Source organism: Runella sp. R0.1_18, assembly GCF_057652155.1.
This window is the reverse complement of the sequence record NZ_JBYFCK010000009.1, coordinates 1-19,507: the sequence shown is the minus strand read 5'-3', so window position 1 is coordinate 19,507 and position 19,507 is coordinate 1. Positions and strand designations below refer to the sequence as shown.

At 40.3% G+C, this 19,507-nt stretch carries 19 protein-coding genes and 1 tRNA gene; 14 read left to right on the top strand and 6 right to left on the bottom strand.

What is annotated here, in order from left to right; all coding sequences use genetic code 11:
• The first annotated feature begins 43 nt into the window (after positions 1–43).
• The 11 genes from AC23P2_RS16585 to AC23P2_RS16535 all read left to right on the top strand — a co-directional run bounded on the left by AC23P2_RS16585 (position 44) and on the right by AC23P2_RS16535 (position 11,082).
• Entirely contained in the window at positions 44–1,126 is a 1,083-nt protein-coding gene (locus AC23P2_RS16585; protein WP_487774234.1) for a hypothetical protein, read from the top strand.
• A gap of 276 nt (positions 1,127–1,402) precedes the next feature.
• Positions 1,403–3,187: an AIPR family protein gene (locus AC23P2_RS16580; RefSeq protein ID WP_487774233.1), complete on the top strand. Its 1,785-nt coding sequence runs from the start codon at positions 1,403–1,405 to the stop codon at positions 3,185–3,187.
• A 660-nt stretch (positions 3,188–3,847) separates the two neighbouring features.
• A complete protein-coding gene (locus AC23P2_RS16575; protein ID WP_487774232.1) occupies positions 3,848–4,813 on the top strand; it encodes a DNA topoisomerase subunit B in 966 nt (321 codons plus the stop codon).
• Positions 4,814–5,354: 541 nt separating this feature from the next.
• Positions 5,355–5,810 carry a hypothetical protein gene (locus tag AC23P2_RS16570; protein WP_487774231.1) on the top strand — a complete coding sequence of 152 codons (456 nt, stop codon included), beginning with the start codon at positions 5,355–5,357 and terminating at the stop codon, positions 5,808–5,810.
• A gap of 5 nt (positions 5,811–5,815) precedes the next feature.
• Positions 5,816–6,421, top strand: coding sequence for a DUF6915 family protein (locus AC23P2_RS16565; protein ID WP_487774230.1), 606 nt, complete (start codon positions 5,816–5,818; stop codon positions 6,419–6,421).
• Between the two features lie 757 nt (positions 6,422–7,178).
• Positions 7,179–7,610, top strand: a complete 432-nt coding sequence (locus AC23P2_RS16560) for a hypothetical protein (RefSeq protein ID WP_487774229.1) — start codon at positions 7,179–7,181, stop codon at positions 7,608–7,610.
• Positions 7,611–8,137: 527 nt separating this feature from the next.
• Positions 8,138–8,377 carry a hypothetical protein gene (locus AC23P2_RS16555; protein WP_487774228.1) on the top strand — a complete coding sequence of 80 codons (240 nt, stop codon included), beginning with the start codon at positions 8,138–8,140 and terminating at the stop codon, positions 8,375–8,377.
• Positions 8,378–8,385: 8 nt separating this feature from the next.
• Positions 8,386–8,787: an SMI1/KNR4 family protein gene (locus AC23P2_RS16550; RefSeq protein WP_487774227.1), complete on the top strand. Its 402-nt coding sequence runs from the start codon at positions 8,386–8,388 to the stop codon at positions 8,785–8,787.
• Between the two features lie 80 nt (positions 8,788–8,867).
• Complete coding sequence (locus AC23P2_RS16545; protein WP_487774226.1) at positions 8,868–9,884, top strand: helix-turn-helix domain-containing protein; 1,017 nt, start codon at positions 8,868–8,870, stop codon at positions 9,882–9,884.
• Positions 9,885–9,955: 71 nt separating this feature from the next.
• A complete protein-coding gene (locus AC23P2_RS16540) occupies positions 9,956–10,525 on the top strand; it encodes an NAD(P)H-dependent oxidoreductase (protein WP_487774225.1) in 570 nt (189 codons plus the stop codon).
• Between the two features lie 68 nt (positions 10,526–10,593).
• Positions 10,594–11,082, top strand: a complete 489-nt coding sequence (locus tag AC23P2_RS16535) for a DUF1905 domain-containing protein (protein WP_487774224.1) — start codon at positions 10,594–10,596, stop codon at positions 11,080–11,082.
• Here the strand turns inward: AC23P2_RS16535 and AC23P2_RS16530 are convergent.
• Both AC23P2_RS16530 and AC23P2_RS16525 read right to left on the bottom strand, forming a co-directional pair.
• On the bottom strand, positions 11,060–11,758 hold the full coding sequence (locus AC23P2_RS16530) for a ComF family protein (protein ID WP_487774223.1): 699 nt from the start codon (positions 11,756–11,758) through the stop codon (positions 11,060–11,062). The two genes, AC23P2_RS16535 and AC23P2_RS16530, sit on opposite strands and share 23 nt — an antisense overlap.
• 204 nt (positions 11,759–11,962) lie before the next feature.
• A complete protein-coding gene (locus tag AC23P2_RS16525) occupies positions 11,963–12,781 on the bottom strand; it encodes a phytanoyl-CoA dioxygenase family protein (protein WP_487774222.1) in 819 nt (272 codons plus the stop codon).
• A gap of 142 nt (positions 12,782–12,923) precedes the next feature.
• On the opposite strand from AC23P2_RS16525, the gene AC23P2_RS16520 reads away from it, so the two are divergent.
• Together AC23P2_RS16520 and AC23P2_RS16515 are read left to right on the top strand one after the other, a co-directional pair.
• A complete protein-coding gene (locus tag AC23P2_RS16520; protein ID WP_487774221.1) occupies positions 12,924–13,790 on the top strand; it encodes a helix-turn-helix domain-containing protein in 867 nt (288 codons plus the stop codon).
• A 41-nt stretch (positions 13,791–13,831) separates the two neighbouring features.
• The gene (locus tag AC23P2_RS16515) at positions 13,832–14,974 is read left to right on the top strand and encodes a DUF4249 domain-containing protein (protein ID WP_487774220.1); all 1,143 of its coding nucleotides are present in this window, start codon (positions 13,832–13,834) and stop codon (positions 14,972–14,974) included.
• Between the two features lie 15 nt (positions 14,975–14,989).
• On the opposite strand, the gene AC23P2_RS16510 is transcribed toward AC23P2_RS16515, so the two are convergent.
• From AC23P2_RS16510 to AC23P2_RS16500, 3 genes are all read right to left on the bottom strand, one after another.
• Entirely contained in the window at positions 14,990–15,781 is a 792-nt protein-coding gene (locus tag AC23P2_RS16510; protein WP_487774219.1) for a helix-turn-helix domain-containing protein, read from the bottom strand.
• Between the two features lie 10 nt (positions 15,782–15,791).
• Positions 15,792–16,742, bottom strand: coding sequence for an SDR family oxidoreductase (locus tag AC23P2_RS16505; protein ID WP_487774218.1), 951 nt, complete (start codon positions 16,740–16,742; stop codon positions 15,792–15,794).
• 186 nt (positions 16,743–16,928) lie between these two features.
• Positions 16,929–17,002: transfer RNA gene (locus AC23P2_RS16500), tRNA-Ile, on the bottom strand.
• Positions 17,003–17,466: 464 nt separating this feature from the next.
• On the opposite strand from AC23P2_RS16500, the gene glgP reads away from it, so the two are divergent.
• Positions 17,467–19,149: an alpha-glucan family phosphorylase gene (gene glgP, locus AC23P2_RS16495; RefSeq protein ID WP_487774217.1), complete on the top strand. Its 1,683-nt coding sequence runs from the start codon at positions 17,467–17,469 to the stop codon at positions 19,147–19,149.
• Between the two features lie 74 nt (positions 19,150–19,223).
• Here the strand turns inward: glgP and AC23P2_RS16490 are convergent.
• Positions 19,224–19,507, bottom strand: a 284-nt coding sequence (locus tag AC23P2_RS16490; RefSeq protein WP_487774216.1) for a hypothetical protein, incomplete at its 5' end; no start/stop codon positions are given.

Sequence of the window (19,507 nt, the reverse complement as noted above, 5' to 3'; positions counted from 1 at the left end):
TTTTCTCCAAATACATTCTGTCCATTTGTAACCATTGACTCTGATGAAAAAATTATCAGCCACCTTTGCTATGCTCTTTTTTGGCTACTTTCCCTTCTTTTCGCAGGCCAATTCGCCCGTTCGCTTGTCGGAAACCTACGAGTTGGCCAACATCATTTTGGCCCTGACCGACTACGGCAAAACCGACCCTTGGGAGGTATGGCACAGCTCGGATTACTACCGCGAAGTGCGGCAGTATTTTGACCCTTACAGCCAGCATCCCTTATTGGCGAAAGTCAACTATTCGCGCAAAGAATGGGAAAACTACCTCAGTTTCCGCACCGATTCGTACGCTTTTGCCTTCGACGCCAACAATCGGCTAGTGCGTACGATGCCGTTTTCGGCCAATGAAGGGTTTAATCCGTTTGAGGAACAGCTCGCACTCATCGAAGATTTTGCCAAAACCAGTCATTTTCGGGCGTTTTACCAACGCCACCTTCCGTATTTTGAGGGCATTGCGTCATCGTATTTGGCATCACAACGCTACCCCGAAATGCGGCAATTTTTAGAGGACGAACTGGGCAAACAACCCCATTTGACGTCGTACGCGATTGTGTTCTCGCCGCTCGTTGGGCGGATGAACTGCCACCGCGTGGTGCAGGGCGTAGGCACCGATTTTATCACCCTTCCCGACTTTATCTTGTCGGGCAAGACCGTGCAAGCGGCGAGCGAAGAAGAGATTGCGTCGGGAACACACATGTTGTTTACCGAGCTTGACCACGCCTTTGTCAATCCGCTTTCTACTAAGTACCAAAACCTGATTAAAGCAAACTTTTCCAATCAGGTCTGGGACAAAGGCAGCGGCTACGAAACCGACAGCCTAGCCACCTTCAACGAATACATGACGTGGGGCATATACGATTTGTACGTGCAACGTTTCTTCCCTACCGTTGCCGAGAAAGTGAGCCTAGCGTGGGCCAAGCAAAATGCTACCCGAGGTTTTCACGCCAGCGTTTTGTTTAACGAAGAATTATCAAAAATGTACCGCCGCCGTAAGCGCGGCCAGACGATTGCCGATCTATATCCCGCCTTCATCAAACACCTCGGCCAATTACAACCCACCCTAGCTCAACCACCAAAAAAATAGTAACGCACCACCCAACGGCTACCAAAACCTAATTTTTCCTCAACCCCGACCCGCTTTTAAGCGTTTTGTCGGGGTTTGTTAATTCGATAGGTACGGTTGACTATTTTATTTTGAATTGTTTTGGAAGGTGTCAATGAGGTGATTATAGTGCGGTATTCTAACAACTGTACAAATTTGATATAGTGCAAATGTGTACGAGAGTAGACAAAATTTTTGTATATTTGGGGATTAAGTAATATTTTAAATCCCTATACACAAGATAAAAATAAAAAAACTATGAAATATAATATACTCTCAAACATTCTAGACAAAATTTCAAAAGATGCTCCAATTAAATATGTGAAATATAAATTGTCCAAGGACATTGAAAAAAATAATCAAATAAGGTCTAAATGTTTAATCCATTTATTTTTGATGGTAAGGTTCGGCCTTGATGACTTTGAATTGAGAGAAAATTTCATCACAGAAGGAGGATATGATGGAGGCTTGGATGCTTATTTTATTGACAAAGACAGCAAAATTGTATATTTAATTCAGTCGAAATATAGAACAAGTGCCGACAACTTTGAAAATAAAGAAATTTCAATAGATGAAATTATAAAAATTGATATAGGCAGAATACTACAAGGTTTAACTGTTGATGAAAAAGGAAACAATTATAATGGCAAAATTTTGGGATTTCAAAGAAATTATAGTCAACTTCCAGAACTAGGCTTATATACAAGAAAAGTAATTTTTCTATGTAATTTAGTTAGTTACTCTAACGAACAAATCAAAAGACTTATCGATAACTTTGAATTCGAGATTTTCAACTACGAAAAAATCTACAACAAGCTAGTATTCCCACTTTTGACAAGTACATACTACGATGTAGATTCGTTAGATATAACCATAAATTTAGACAAAAAAGAAATTCCACATTTAAGGCAAGAAATAAACACAAGTATTGGAACTTTTGACATTACAGTCGTTTTTGTACCAACTTTTGAAATAGCTAAAGTTATGTCAAAATATAAAAACGCACTTTTAACATTTAACCCAAGAAATTATTTAAGCTTACAAAAAAATGAAGTTAATAAAGAAATTAAAAAGTCTATTCTAAATTTGTCAACTGGCGAATTCGCAATATTCAACAATGGAATAACAATATTTGCAGATAGTGGTAATGTTAATACTGCAACAGGAAGACAATCAATAGGAACTGTTTCTATCAGGAAGCCACAAATTATTAATGGTGGTCAAACAGCATTTACACTTAGTAAACTTTATGAAGAAGGAACTCCTAAAGAGCAATTTGATAGTAAAGAGGTTATGTTGAAAATAATATCACCTAACTATCAATCTGATTCTTCAAATGAGAACCAAGACAAGGATATTATCAAAAACATTTCAAAATCAACTAATCAACAAAGTAAAATTGAAGAAGCTGATATGAGAGCAAACGATGATATACAGGTGAGTATTCAAAAGACTTTATTTGAAAAGTATGGTTTGCTTTACGAAAGAAAAAAGGGAGAGTTTGAAGAAGCTATAAGTAAAAAGCTTGTTGATAGAAAACTACTAGTTAAAAGAGAAGATTTAATAAAAGCTTACTTGTCATTTAAAGGTGAACCTGGTCAGGCGAAGAACGTAAAAAAAGATTCACTATTTGAAGAAAAGAAATTTAATACTCTAATAGACACAATTGACATTATAGATGATATATTTTTAAGTATTTTGCTATATCAGAAAATTTCAGATTATGAAACTAAACACAGTAAGGATTTTGAAAAGAATTTTTCTAAATCAGGATATGCTTTAAAATATGGAAAAAACTCCATGATATATATGTATAATCTAGTTTTTAACAAAGATCTAAATGAAAAAACAATAGAAAGTAATATCGAAACATTACTAAAGAACTGGAAAGGTTTTGAAGATAGCTTTTATCAAGAAAATGGCAAAACAACTATTTTTAATGAGTATAGAAATTCGACAATAAACGAACGTATATTAGAATATAGTTTAACAATTAAAAAAACATTAGCTAATAACCAAGGTTTCGACGTGGCTGAAAACTAAGCCATGAAAAATATAGGGAACGCCCAGTCTTGAACGAAACTCGGGCGGCTAGCCTAGCGGTGAGTGCTCACCAAACCGTTTTGTTATAGAGTTATCGTCGAAGGGGCAACTACACTGAGAGCAGGTTTTGACCTACTCGCGCCATACACAAACGTATTCTCTCTAAGCGCATTACACTTCTTTTTAAGGTCAAACGCATCTAAAAAATAGCCTCAGCGAGGCTAAATCTTAGTAGAAAAAGGCAAACAAACACCGCCCCCACACCGCCCAAGCCCCATCTGGGCGACCGATGCTTGGTGAAAGATGTCACCCCGATGGGGCTTGGGGGGATAACCTACGTCATTTTTTCTACTAAGATTTAGCTCCTATGGAGCAATAAAGAGCAAAGCCATGTTTTAACGCATTCAACCAGCTTCTTTTTATTATGCTAAATTTTAAGGTTAAATTGGGCTATATAATGGCGCTTTGGGGTGTTGTGTAGCTATCGAAGGTTTTGTTCAATAGACGCTTGACTCAATGGCGAGTGGTGTGATTAATTGAACATGCTACCGAGCATCCATCCCGAAAATGGTGAATTGACAGTGTAGGGCTACGAAATCCGCCACATCGCCAAGTTGAAACTCGTAGGTGGCCATTATAATGACAGACACGACACAAACAATGACATTTGAAGAATCGATTAGAAAACGACCTTTTATGTATATCGGCAATGACGGTGTCATTGGACTTTTGGAAGGACTGTTGACAGACTGTGTTGACCTTTGCAAGACTGACGAAATCACTTTTGAAATTGTAGTATCAGGAGACAACGATTTTACTTTGGGACTTGCATCACAACACGACATAACACCATTTATACAGCAGTTTACAGATGATAGTAAAGAGTTTTCAACCTATTTCCCAAAAGTTCTCAAGGTCGTTTCCGAGACATTTGAAATAATCAACAAAGACAATTCGAAAACGGAAGTTACCTTTTCGTTTGACAAAAAGATAATTACAAATACGAATATTGATTATCTAAAATTGACCGAAAAGGTTTTGCAAATTGCCTTGTTAAACCGACAATGCGAAATAATCACGATAGACAAAAGGCAGAAATATTTAACTCAAAACTATTATCACTTTCCACAAGGTGTTTTATATTTGTTCGACAGAGCAACGACAGAAATTCTGGGCAAACCAGAGTTCAAATTGACTTTTGACGACAAAGTAAATTCTAACAGTTATCAAATTGGACTTGCTTACCGCACGGACTGGTATCCGACACCTAATATCATCAGTTTTGCCAATAATATTCACACAATTTACGGAGGCTCATTAGTTGAGGGAATTTTAGATGGGCTAATTAGTGCTTGTAAGAGTTATGTGAAAGAAAAGAATTTAGAAACATTCAAGGTCAGTAGAAAAAAGTTCTTGAACGGACTTATTATTGTTTGTGCTGTTCGTGGCGAGAACTATAAGTATGGCGGAAGTTTCAAAGAGACATTAGAGGACGATTTTGTAAAGAAGCAAGCAAAAAAAATCACCTCAAAATTAGCCCTCGACTTTTTAAACAATCAAAAAGAAAAGGCTGACAAATTTCTATGGAGGTTTGACACAACACAACTAACGAGTGGAATGTATTAACGAAACAGAAATAACGGCTGCTAATAACTAAGCATTCGTGGTCAAGCCATGAAGTCCCGAAAGCCTTCGGGATTGAATGAAACTCGGGCGGGCGGCTAGCCTAGCGGTAAGTGCTCACCAAACCCTTTTTCTTTTGTTATGGAGTTATCGTCGAAGGGGCAACTACACTGAGAGCAGGCTTAAACCTGCTCGCGCCATACACGAACGCATTCTTTCTACTAAGAGGTAACTCCTCTGGAGCAATAAAGAGTGAAGCTATGTTTTACTGCGTTCAACCTACTTCTTTTTGTTATGCTAAATGTTAAGGTTAAATTGGGCTATATAATGGCGCTTTGGGGTGCTGTGTAGCTATCGAAGGTTTTGTTCAAAGTAAGCTTATTGATACAGCGATTTAAGAAAATTAATTAAACGATAAAATTTTTAATTACCTTTAGGCGAAGTATTGAGAGTAGTTTTTGTAATTTCATCAATTCATGTAAGTATAATGACTATACTAAAACAATTTTCATGCAACCAAATTAACCATAAACAAACTTAGAAAATGGCAAAATTCGCAGTTCACAAAAAAGGTTTTTTTTACACAGACGAAGCCTGGGAAGATGTTGATACTATCGGAAGTACAGTTAAAGTGTTTGACACATTGGAGGAAGCAAAGGCTGAAAAGGTTATTCAAGACGTCATTTCAATCCAAAATTTAAAAGGTTTTAATGCGGTAGATTTCTTTTTTTATGCTGAGAATTATGATGAAAAATATGAAAAAATGAACTATTACTACAAAACTGAATTTGGGCTAGAGATTGCTGATAAGCATTATTTTGATTTTCCTATCGAAATTAACGCAAATCAAGCCCAAGAGCTTTTAAATATTTTAGAGATTTCATTTCATGAAGTAGTTGAATATGCTGATGAAATGGCACCTACACCAAAAGTTGAAAGTAATCGTAAAGATTATGGAGACGAAGAAATTAATTTCGAAGATGAGTTACAAGAATTTTAAAAAACATGAATTCAGTTATTCATTCTCAAATTTCTGTCAAAAGAAGGGGTGGAGATATTGAAGATTATCTACCAATACATGATTTTATTGACAGTACCAAAGAACTTTGCAGTGATAATCGACATAGAATTCTTCATACTATGTGGGGGATAAGACGAGTAATTATCCCTATTTTTGGGCACACAATCATCAATAGTGATAATAAAGCCATTAATGTAAAAGACCTGTGTGAACAAGACCATATATTGCCCGACTATCAGAATCGGTTTATTCCGACACTTTCAGACTTTGTAAGTGCGATAGATAAATCTAAATTAAATGATTTTGATTTCGTAAAATTTGCAAAATCTTACGAAACAGACAAAGAATTATATAATTTACTTTTATCACCTTTGGCAAATACAGGAAATACGGCATCATTGTTAGTAACACATAATTCTTGGTTCATCAATGAGATTGTACCAAAAATATTGAAACGAAAAATTGAAATTAGAAATTTTGATATATCCCCAGACGACTTATTCAATAATATGAATTTCAAACTTTGGATGGATAATGGGAGTGCATATCCCGAAAGCTGTAAATTGACCGTTGGAAAAGTGGTTGGATAAAAACAGCCACGAATAACTAAGTATTCGTGGTAGCCTTAGGCCAAGCTATGAAGGCGATGGGGAACGCTCAGTCTTGAACAAAACTCAGGCTGGCGGCTAGCCTAACAGTGAGTGCTCACCAAACCCTTTTTTCTTTTATTATGGAGTTATCGTCGAAGGTGCAACTATACTGAGAGCAGGCTTTAACCTCCTCGCGCCATACACGAACCTATTCTCTCTAAGCGCATTACACTTCCTTTTCAGGTAAAACGCATTACAAAAAAGCCTTAGCAAGGCTACATCTTAGTAGAAAAAGGCAAACAAACACCTCCTCCATTCTTTCTACTAAGATGTAGCTCCTCTGGAGAAATAAAGAGTGAAGCTACATTTTAATGCGTTCAACCTACTTCTTTTGTTATGCTAAATTTTAAGGTTAAATTGGGCTACATAATGGCGCTTTGGGGTGCTGTGTAGCTATCGAAGGTTTTGTTCAACAGAGGTTTCGCGGAATTCTCTTTGCCGTAGGTACAACACAAGGAGAACTTCGCAAAACCACCTCACGTTGTGTGCAATGCTAAACGATGACAAAACCAGTTCAATAATATACCAATTTGGGTTTTACTTTTAAATGCTGTTTTAGAGTTCTTACTTTTTCATTTCTAGTATTTGTTAAAATTGATATATTTGTAATATGTTTTTTCAACTAATTTATATAACAATCTAAAAAGTGATGCACAACCTCAATTTTATAATCTATAGTATATTTAGACGTTTTAATATGATAATTATAAAGACCTCCCTCATTATATTGATTCTTTTATGTACTATATCATGCGGCATCGTTAGAAATGCCACAAAATCTACCGACCAAGTAAAAATACAAGGAGTCTGGTTGGCACAAACAGAAAGCGTAAACGGAACCAAAAAAAATGTGTCTTTTATTTATGCTTTCAAAAGGGATAAACTTACCTTCACCGACGAGGTAGGGAAGGAGGTTACGTATTCTTTCAAGTTGGACACTACGAGCAGCCTCAAGTTCATTATTATTCAGCCAGATGTGACGCTTAACATTTCGGCACCTGTCAGCATTGCATATGAGTTGTACGGAGATACGTTGAAGATTGTCATAGCACCTGCTGGCTTAATTCCCACAGAAATATCAGACAAAAACAATTATGAGTTGATTATTTGCAAAAGAAAGCGTTCATAAAAAAGCCAAATCATATTGCTTGAGAAAAGGTAATTCCTATTACGAAGCAAGAACAACTCTAAAGATACAAATGAAGATGCCCCTCCACACTTCCAGAAAGCACAGCACACAATAACTAAGGTTTCGTCGTGGCTGAAAGCCAAGCGATGAAATCCCGAAAGCCTTCGGGATTGAATGAAACTCGGGCGGGCGGCTAGCCTAGCGGTAAGTACTCTCCAAACTCTTTTCTTCTATTATAGAGTTATCGTCGAAGGGGCAACTACACTGAGAGCAGGCTTAAACCTGCTCGCGCCATACACAAACGTATTCTCTCTACTAAGAGGTAACTCCTCTGGAGTAATAAAGAGCGAAGCTATGTTTTAATGCGTTCAACCTGCTTCTTTTTGTTATGCTAAATTTTAAGGTTAAATTGGGCTATATAATGGCGCTTTGGGGTGCTGCGTAGCTACCGAAGGTTTTGTTCAATAGCACCTTGCCAAACGTTAGCGGTAATTATGCCAGACGACACATAAACAACAAATTGACAAATGACACTACCAAAAGACAGGGTAATAATAGCAAGTGATGTTAGCGACAGAGACGGCATTGGAGTTGAAATTTACCGTGACGACAAATTAGTAATTGAAATATTTCGTGACGATACTAAACGTACAAGGACTGTTACATTATACAAACAAGATATCTCATTGGAATTGCTTGAAGAAAGTATCCAGACTTTTAAAAAAGAAATTCCTTGGGACTTTATTGATTATGACAACTTAAAATAATTTGACTTATGCCATTTCCAGTAAATATAAAATATATCAACGAAATAGAGCAAGAATTTGAGCTCGAATTCCCAGGCAAATTCAAGTCGAAAATGACGAAAGAAAATGGAGGGGAATTAATAACTGAAGATGATGATTGGCAACTATTTCCATTTTTTGACAAATTAGATAACAAAAGAATAAGCCGAACCTGCAACCATATTGGCTTGGAAACAAAACAAGCAAAAGAATGGGAAAACTTTCCGAAAAATGGAGTTGCAATTGCATCAAATGGTTATGGCGACTTTTTAGTACTTCTGCCGACAGCAGAAAATGAAAAAAAACTAAGTGACGAAATTTTTATATGGTTTCACGAGACAGGACAAATAGAAAAAGTAGCCAACAGTATTAACGAACTAAATGAAGGCTGAACGAATAATTACTACTAATAACTAAGCATTCGTGGTGGCCTTAGGCCAAGCCATGAAGTCCCGAAATCCTTCAGGATTGAATGAAACTCGGGCGGGCGGCTAGCTTGGTGGTAAGTACTCTCCAAACTCTTTTCTTCTATTATGGAGTTATCGTCAAGCGGGAAATTCCCACTACCCACAAATTTTCTATTTTAGCCGTAACAACAATCAAAGTCTATGCTTCAGCGATTAACGACCTTATATATTCAAAGAAAAACGACATAAACTCTGAGATTATAATGGCACAAAATACGCTCTATGACAATTTTAGAATAGCTGTTCCAGCAGCGTACGAAAATGTGTTTTCCCATTTCTATTTTGCCCAAAATCAATCAGGAGAAACGATAACAAAAACTTTGCTACCGTCGTATCAGACCATAATGATTTTCAATTTTGGAGCAAAAGCATTATTGCATTCAAAACAAAACACACACATAGAAGTTGAAAAGTGCTTTGTCTTGGGCACAATTAAACAAGCATTTACTTATTCGTTGCCTCCTCAATCAAAAATTTTGGTTGCTAACTTCAAAGACGATGCGTTTTTTCGGTTCTTTGGCAACGTTTCACTTACCCAAAACTTACCAATAAATCCCGATGACTTATCGGATGAAAATTGTTTTACGGCGTTATGGTATCAACTCAATACAATCGACGATGCCGCCCAACAGGTAAACTACATCCTTGAATTTTGTAAACCTTATTTGCGTGAACGAAATCTAATGGCGGAAGAACTAACGAATCTCAAAGAAAAATCGTTAAATTCAATAAAAGTCGTTGCGAGCAACATCCAACAATCTGAACGCAACATTCAAATCAATCACAAAAAGTATTTTGGATACTCAGCCAAAGAGATTAATCGCTATCAACGATTTATAAAAGCTGTTGAAATGCTAGAAAATAGTGCTTCAAAATCATCAAAAAATGATTGGTTTACGATTATCAACGAGTGTGGCTATTACGACCAAAGTCAGCTCATCAACGATTTCAAGCATTATTTGAATGTAAGCCCTACAAAATACCTCAAATTCCAACAGGACATTTGTAACCCTGTCAACTGATTTCGTTTTCTTACAATTTTAGCCAACAGGCTCATTCTACTTTTGTGTCATCACATTTAAAAAGTAGAACAATGAAACATTTGATTATTTATGCTCACCCAAATACACAGAGTTTGAACGGGCATTTCAAAAAAGCAGTGATTGAGCACCTTTCCACCAGCGGACACGAAGTGAAGGTTCGGGATTTGTACCAACTCAATTTCAATCCTGTTCTTTCCCTAGAAGATATTGCGGGACAACACAAAGCGCAAGTGGCCGAAGACGTAAAAACGGAACAAGATTTCATTTCATGGGCTGAATGTATTACGTTCATACACCCAATCTGGTGGACAGGTTTACCCGCTATTTTGAAAGGTTATATTGACAGGGTTTTCAGCTATGGCTTTGCTTACCAGTATGACCAAGGTATTCAGAAAGGGTTACTAACAGGAAAAAAGGCCGTAATTATCAACACCCATGGGAAATCACACGCTGAATACAGTGAGATAGGAATGGACAAAGCTTTATCGCTTACATCAGATAAGGGTATTTACTTATATTGCAATTTGGAAGTTAAAAAACATTTTTTCTTTGATAAAGCAGACCGAGCTAATGCCGATACCATTGACAACTGGACACGACAGATTAAAGAAACACTTTAAATTAGAAAACTCGTCCGAATGCAATGCACCAAAACGTTGGTGACAAGCTTAACAAACACAGTCCGAAAATGAAATACTTAGTAAAAAACAAAATACTTGAATTGAAATATGAAGCGGGTAAAGGCGCTTGGACGTATCATATTCAAATTCCCGATACGAAGCATATTGTAGGTAGATGGGGGTCACTGAAAGTGACTGGTTATATCGATGACTACAAAATTGATAGTATCAACTTGTTCACAATTGCAGGACAAGACAAATTGATTTCGGTAAATGAAAAAATCAGAAAAGCGATAAATAAAACAGGTGGTGACAAGGTAAGGGTGACACTTTCATTATTGACTGTCAATAAATTACTATCAGAAAAGGAAATTTTGGACGCGCTTGAAGAGGCCGACGTTTTGAAGAAATTCAACAAACTTTCCGAAGACGAAAAACAAGAAATATTGTATGTCATCTTAACTGAAAAGACGGAAGAAAAGCAAATAAAAATGATAATAAAACAAATAGACAAGTTAAACTGGCAAAAAAAGCTTAATACGCCGCCGCCATCGTAATCACCGAAACCTCTTTGGCGCCGTTCTCAAGCAAAGTCGCTACGGCCGATTCGAGCGTAGAACCTGTGGTCACTACATCGTCCACAATCGCAATTCGTTTTCCTACTACTTCCGCAGGGCTAACTACCTCAAAAATCCCCGATACGTTTTCAAAGCGTTCTAAGCGGGTTTTTCGGGTTTGGGTGGAGGTAAACTGCGCCCTCGCCAGCACCTCCGCCGACCACGGAACACCCAAGGTTTCCGACAGTCCTTCGGCAAACATATCGCTTTGGTTGTAGCCTCGTTGCGCTTTTTTACGCGGGTGAAGGGGAACGGGCAACAACAAATCAATCCGCTTTTGGACGTCTCCCGCCCGAAGTTCGTCGCCGTAGAGTCGTCCTACCACCTGCCCCACTTCGGGTCGATTTTTGTACTTCAACTGGTGAAGCAAGCGCTGGACTTTACCCCCTTTTTCAAATTTCAAGAAAGTATAAACGAAAGAAACCGCCACTTTTCCCGCAAATTTATTGGTAAGCTCGGGCGTGAAGATAGTGTGTGAATATGAGCGAGGCAACGACAAACGGCAAGAAGTACAAAGACATGCTTCGTTTCCGACCAGCGGCGTCGTGCAAGCACAGCAGGTATTTGGGTAAAATAAATCAAGTAAGTCGTTCCAGAGGCGAAAAAGCAAGTTCATGGTTTGAAGTCTTTTCTTTTTGACTTCAAACCAGCCTGAAAGTTACGCATTAAAGCTCGTCCCGACATTGCGCTTGCGCTCGTCCCGACATCCAGTCGGGACGCACACGGCTTAACGTCTCTGACGTTACTTTATGAATGACTAAATTTAGCTCGTCCCGACATCCAGTCGGGACGCACACGGCCTAACGTCTCTGACGTTACTTTATGAATGACTAAACAAAATCGGGTTCAAGGCGCTTTCGGGGGTACTACCCACAGGCGCCGACGCCAGCCACGTTTCCCAATCTGCTTTTTGATAACTGTTCTTTGGCGCCATTATTTGCTGGTCTTTGTCCATGTAAATCATGGTCATCACTTTACGCGGACGGTTTGAGACATTAGCGCCCGCGCGGTGAAATAACCAACCCGCATGGTAGCTTACTTCCCCCAAGTCGAACGGCGTTTCGTTGAGGCTAAATTGCGTAAGCGACTGTTGCATAAGGGCTTCGCTTTCATCGCTGATTTCCACATCGCGCCCAATTTCCACCAATTGGCTTTTTTCGGCAAACGCCAAAGGGCCCATTTCCAACGGCGTCGCTTGCAGCGGAATCCAAACCGTGACGGTTTTGGGCGAAGCCAACGGCCAGTAAAACTGATCGGCGTGCCAGGGCGTAATGCCTCCACTTGGCTCTTTATAAAGGGCTTGGTCGTGGTACAAACGCACCCCCTCCACTTCCATCAAATCGGCGGCGATTTGCGCCAAACGCTTTGAAAACACAAACTCTTTCGCGGTTTCATCTTCCCGCCAGAGGTTCATAATTTGTAGGAAAGCTTTTTCGTAGGTAGTTCGTTCTTCCATGGGTTTGGTGAGTTTGTTGAGCTTAAACACCAAATCCGTAATGATTTCCCCATAATACGCAATCGCCTCGGCGCTGAGGACATTTTTAAGCTTTACGTAACCATTTTCGCGGTAAAATGCCACAGCTTCGGTAGGTACGGCATAGGGAGTTGACAATTCTTCGAGTAAGGCTGACTTTTGCATATAGTTTCGATTGAGTTGTTTGATGATGCAAAGTACCACATTCGACAAATTTCAAAAATTCTGTTTTTTAGCCATTTAGTGTAGTATTTTAACTCATTTTGTTGCTTATTTTAAAAAATAAAAGCAATATTCTACATTTTATATGCGACCCCTGCTTGAGCAACTGACCTTTGAACATACATCCTCTTTTCTCGTTAGGGCGTTTGAGCGACCCTATTTCGACGCGCCTTGGCATTATCACCCCGAATTTGAACTTACCTACATCGTTCAGGGCGTCGGGCAGCGTTTCGTTGCCGATAGTATCGAGGCTTTTGACGCAGGGGATTTGTTACTGTTAGGCGCTCACGTTCCGCACTTTTGGCGCAACTCCGTCGAATTTTACCAACCAAACTCAGCGCTGACCGCCCAAGCCGTCGTTGTTCAATTTCCGCCGCAGTGGGTCAACGATTTTATCAACAAAGTCCCTGATTTTAAACCCATTAGCTCATTACTTTTAAAATCAGAAAGTGGCCTTGTTTTTAGCTCCGTCTCCCCCACACTTCACCAAAAGCTCCTCCAACTTCCTACCCTCACGGAAGGCTTTCGGTTGGTGGCTTTACTCGATATTTTATTGCAGCTTGCCACTCAAACTCCCTTTCGGTCGCTGGCAAGCCCTACTTATCGCATCACCATCGACGACTCCGAAACCGAACGAATGAAACGTATTTTAGAATTTACTTTGGCCCATTTTCAAGAGGAAATTTCGCTCGAAACCATCGCTGATGTCGCTCACTTAACCGTCCCTGCTTTTTGTCGTTACTTCAAAAAACGGACAAAGAAAACGTACATCGAATACCTTAATCACCTCAAAATCAACCATGCTTGCAAACTTCTGACCACCTCCGAGCTGAGTGTGGCTCAAGTTGGGCTCGAATGTGGGTTTCATAACTTATCTAATTTTCACCAAACTTTCAGGCGGCAAACGGGGCTATCTCCTTTGGCCTTTCGGAAAACGCACCCTCTCAGGTAGTTTTTGGGCGTATTGTTCTTTTTCGACTAATTCCACGCACCATGACCTATCTATCTCGACTTTTACACCTGCTCTTATTCGTATTCATTGGCTATCTGAGCGATGGCTGCATAGAGTCTTATTCGCCACCCGAGGTAAATCAGGCACAAAATTACCTGGTGGTGGAAGGGACGCTCAACCCCTCCATTACCAGTGAAATACGGCTGAGTCGTACCCAAAAAGTAAAACAAACGGGAGCTACTTTGCTCGAACAGCGCGCTCAAGTGAAAGTCGAAAGCGACCGAGGCAACAGTTATAACCTCGTCGAGACCCAGCCAGGCGTTTATACTTTAAAAGCATTTTCGGCGACCGAAAGTGAAAAGTTTCGGCTCCATATTCAAACCATTGGCGGCAAAGAATACCTTTCGACCTACGTCCCCCTCATCCAAACGCCTGCCATTGATAGCGTCACTTACCGCGTCAATCGAGAACGTACCAACGTGCAGATATTCGTAAATACCCACGACCCGCTAAACAAAACCCGTTTTTACCGTTGGAACTTTGAAGAAACGTGGGAGTATCAAGCACCCTTATATTCGGGTTATGAAGTCGTGGCGGGCAAAGTAAGACCACGTACCGAAGACATCAACACCTGCTGGGGTAACCAAAAATCGGCCCAAATTACGTTGGCAAACACCCTACGCCTTAGTCAAGACGTTGTTCAGGATGTTCCCCTGACGACAGTGTTGTCCATCAGCGGGAAATTAGCCAGAAGGTACAGCATTTTGGTACGTCAATACGGGCTATCGCGGGAAGAATTTGATTATTGGGCGGCACTTTCCAAAACCAACGAAATCACGGGCAGTTTGTTTGACGGCCAACCCTCGCAAATAACGGGCAATATCACCTCCGTCACCTCCCCCGAAGAACCTGTTTTTGGATTTTTCAGTGCTTCAACACCCCAATTTAAGCGGTTATTCATCACCGAATACTTAGGAAGATTTACGGTGCAAGACCAACTCTGCGAGCCCCTCGACACCCTTCCCGAGCCCGAAATCATCCGTCAATCAGTCAATGCTTCGTTTTTAGTGCTCATCGAACACCCCGTACCAGGTTCACCCATTCCTTTTTACACCATCGGTAGCATCCCTTGCAGCGACTGCCGCACCCAAGGCGGCACCAATAAGCGGCCTGCGTATTGGTAGAAGATGTTTGGTAACTTAACGAACAAGCAAAATCTCACTTGGATTTTTCCCAAACTCCTTTTTGAAGGCATACGAGAAATGCGACAAGTCTTCAAAACCTACTTCTAAATACACATCACTCGGTTTTTGGTGTTGGGTACTAATTTGAAAAAAAGCTTCTTCTAACCGTTTCTTTTTGAGCCAAGTACCAGGAGTCATACCAAATATTTTCAAGAAATCGCGCTTAAACGAGGACACGCTTCGCCCTGTCATAAAGGCAAAGCGTTCCAAGCTCACATTGAATCGAAAATTTCGATTCATAAAGGTTTCAAGATCTATTTTTTGCGGTACACTAAAGTTAAAAAAAACATTTGCCAACGTAGGTTCAGAGGTAAGAATGATAAGAAGTAATTCTTCTCGCTTAATATCGGCAAAAGTTGCATCCAGTTCCTGTCCATTCGAATAGTAAGGTTCAAGCGACTGTATATAGCTTCCCATCAACTTACTTTCATTTAAAAATAAAAAGGCATCGGGAGTTTCTGAAGGAGTTATTTTATAGGGATGTCGTTCAAAAAATTGTTTCAAAAACGGCTCATCGAGGGTAATGATTATTTTTTTAAACTGCTCATCTTCCTTGTACTTCGTATAACGAATAAAATGATTTTTACGGGCAATGTAATAATCCCCTGACTGCACCCAATATTGTTTATTGCCATCATACGCTTTCATAGAGCCTTTGAGCAGATACATAAAATAATGATGCTGGATAAACTGTTCTGGTGATATTTCGGGTCCCAAATGACAGGAATGGATGCTATTTATTTCCATGTTGTTAGCTTTACTTTAAACTATCGACGCTCGCCAGTACAGCTTCTTCTTTGTTTCGAGGATGCCAATCTAGCATTTCAATTGCGTTCCGATTTGACATCTGAATGAAAAATTCATCGGCGGTTGGCTTCATCTCGCCTATCTTGGCTGCCTTTTGTGGGCGCTCTTGTTTAATAAGCTGTGCTACATCATAAAAACTCATCACTCCCTGAGAAGTTGCTAAAAAACGATGACCATTAGCTTCAGGATGTAGCATTGCTTTAATATGAATTGCCGCTACGTCCCGAACGTCAACTACTCCAAATGTAAATGCTGGGCTTTCCTTCACATTACCATCAATAACCGTTTTTATAACTCCTTCCAACGACGCAGAAGTAATCGTTCCTAACATCGGCCCAAAGATAGCTACTGGGTTAATCACTGTAAACTCCAATCCTTCGCCTTCCGTTTTAACAAACTCCCATGCGGCTTTTTCCGCAACAGTTTTCGATTTAATATAGGCCATAATAGGCGCGTTTTCGTCTGTCCAGTCTGCCTCAGTAAATACATAACCTTTCTCCTTCATACTATAGCCAATCGCCGCAAACGAAGAAGTAAGCACCACCCGCTTCACTCCCGCTTCTTTCGCGGCTTTCAGTACTCTCAACGCCCCGTCGCGTGCTGGGATAATAAGTTCATTTTCGTCTTTGGGCTCCCCCAGTGGAAAAGGCGAAGCAACGTGTAAAACATAATCACAACCTTCAACGGCTTTATACCAGCCCCAATCGCTAGTAAGCTCGGCTTCAAAAAAGCTTAGATGTTCAAAATTAGTAATTCCACCCTCTGCTAAAGCGTCCAAAATTTCATTTTTTCGATGTAATGCACGTAGGGTTGTTTTTACGTTATACCCTTGTTGTAATAATTGTAAAACGGTATGGATACCCACAAATCCAGTACCACCAGTTACTAATACAGTTTTCATTCTTTTTTGATTTAATGACGGGGCAAAGTTCATCAATCAAACCGCAATTCATTTTGTTGTGACGTCCAATTTTACTTTGTTGTGAAGTTCAGAATATTATTTAAAAGCTAAATGCAAGAAGAGAATTGTCTTAAAATAAAAAAAGCGTCAAATTTGCTGATTATCAACAAATTTGACGCTTTAGAGTGGGCCCAGCAGGGCTCGAACCTGCGACCACCTGATTATGAGTCAGATGCTCTAACCGACTGAGCTATGGGCCCGAAAAATATCTCTTCGATATTTTGTGGGTGCAAAAGTAGAAAATGAACTTTACATTCGCAAGTAGGTTGAACGCATTAAAATAAAAAGCTACTACTTATTGCTCCAGAGGAGCTACATCCCAGTAACACTCGATGTCACCCCGATGGGGCTTTGTGGAAGTGTTTATTTGCCTTTTGCTACTAAGATTTCACCTCGCTGAGGCTTCTTACCGACCGTTTGCCTTCGCCCGGTCTTCGGGTTTAGGCTGTGCGTTTTTGATGGCTACTTGCGTTGGTTAATAAATAAAATCTGTTTCGTGCAAGGCGGGCTCAAAACCACCACACATATTTCGACGCATTTAGCAGGTTTTGAGAAACCTGCCACACACAAATGAGAAACCTGCTGCACACGAATGAGCCACTTGCTGCACATTTAGGTATTTTTTCTTAGCTTAGCAGCCATAAACCTATGATGATTTACTTTTATGGCAAAAAAACTTCCTGCGGCGTATGCACATCCGTACGCCATTGATGCTCGTTTTAAAAAATCTGCGGTCTATTTTTCAATGGAATTTGCCATTGACCAAGCCCTCAAAACGTACTCGGGCGGTTTGGGCTTTTTGGCGGGCTCTCACATGAAAAGTGCACACGATTTACGTCAAAATCTGATTGGAATCGGGATGTTGTGGAAATTTGGGTACTACGACCAAATGCGCAATGCTGACAATAGCATGATGCCTCAGTTTCGGGAAAAAATATACAGTTTCTTGAAAGATACGGGCATCCGCTTCCAAATTACGATTGCCAATAAGCCCGTGTGGGTAGCGGCGTATTTTCTCGACCCCACTACTTTTGGGACGGTTCCGATGTTTTTCTTGACTACCGATACCGACGGCAACGATACCTGGGCACGTCAAATTTCGTATCGGCTGTACGACTCCGACCCTGCTATCAAAGTCATGCAGTGCATGGTGTTGGGAATTGGTGGGGCCAAGTTTTTGGATGAACTCGGCTACGACCCCGACATTTACCACCTAAACGAAGCCCATGCGGTGTCGTCGGTCTTTTATATGTACCAAAAACTAGGCAAGAAAGAGGCAGTTCAAAAGAAGTTTGTTTTTACTACACATACCCCCGAAGAGGCTGGTAATGAAAAACATGACATTCACTTTTTGAACGACCTTAGCTTTTTTGCGGGCCTTAAATTGGACGAAGTTCGTAAGATTACGGGCATTTCCGACAATGTATTTAATCACTCATTGGCCGCACTTCGATTGAGTCACCAAGCCAATGCGGTTTCAAAACTCCACGGAGAAGTGTCGCGGCAGATGTGGGGGTGGGCCAAAGATATTTGTGAAATTACCCACGTAACCAACTCCCAACACAAAGCTTCTTGGGCAGATGCCGACTTGGAAAAAGCCCGCGAAAAAGGCGATTTAAAAGCTCTTGAAAAGCGTAAAAAATCACTAAAAGGACAATTGTTTAAAACTGTAGCCGACCAAGCAGGAAAACTCTTTGACCCGAATGTGCTTACCATCGTTTGGGCTAGACGATTTGCAGGGTACAAACGCCCCGATTTACTCACCCGCGACCAAGAACGCTTCGACCGAATTATGCGCAACAAAGACCTCCCGATTCAGTTTATTTGGGCAGGAAAGCCTTATCCCAAAGATGAGGGCGCTATTCAGACGTTTAATCACTTATACTACCTCAGCCACCTCTACCCCAACATGGCGGTGCTCACGGGCTATGAGTTGGCCTTATCGAAACAGCTCAAAGAAGGCTCGGACGTGTGGCTCAATACGCCCGTGGTGACGCGCGAAGCTTCGGGCACCAGTGGAATGACGGCGGCGATGAACGCCAGTCTCAACTTTTCGACCTACGACGGCTGGGTATGCGAATTCTCCCGCCACGGCGAAAACTCGTTTATTGTTCCCGTAGCTTCTGATCACAACCGCGATGGTGAAGACATTTCTAACATGCTTGACATGCTCGAAAACGAAATTTTACCGCTTTATTACAAGCGCCCTAAAGACTGGTACAAAACCGTCCTGACAAGCATGAATGAAGTAGGTGATTTCTTCAACTCTGACCGAATGGTGACAGAGTATTATGAGAAGGTTTATAGGTGTAGTGGTTCTATAGATACGCTACAGCGACAGGCCTGAGAAAATTGTATAAAACTATGATTTTGCTTTTTTCTTTAAGAGTATGTTTTGGATTGTAAATGGTTCGCTACGGATTACGCAGCGATTTTAGCGTAATTGGTTAGTGTTGCTATTTTGGAGTTATTTTCTTGGTGTTCGGTGCAAATCCCGAACACGTTAAAAAATAGATTCAGGAACCGTTCATTGAAATATTGAGTCTTAATGTCTTGAATAGAAAACGGTTTTCTGTTTTCAATCGGCTGAGATAGCCAATGTACTACTTTGGTTAATGAAAGTATTGCCAAGACAAAGTTATGATGAAAATTAAGCCTGTGCTCTTGAGTGGACTGGCAATGAGTTAGCCCTAAGTGTTGTTTGG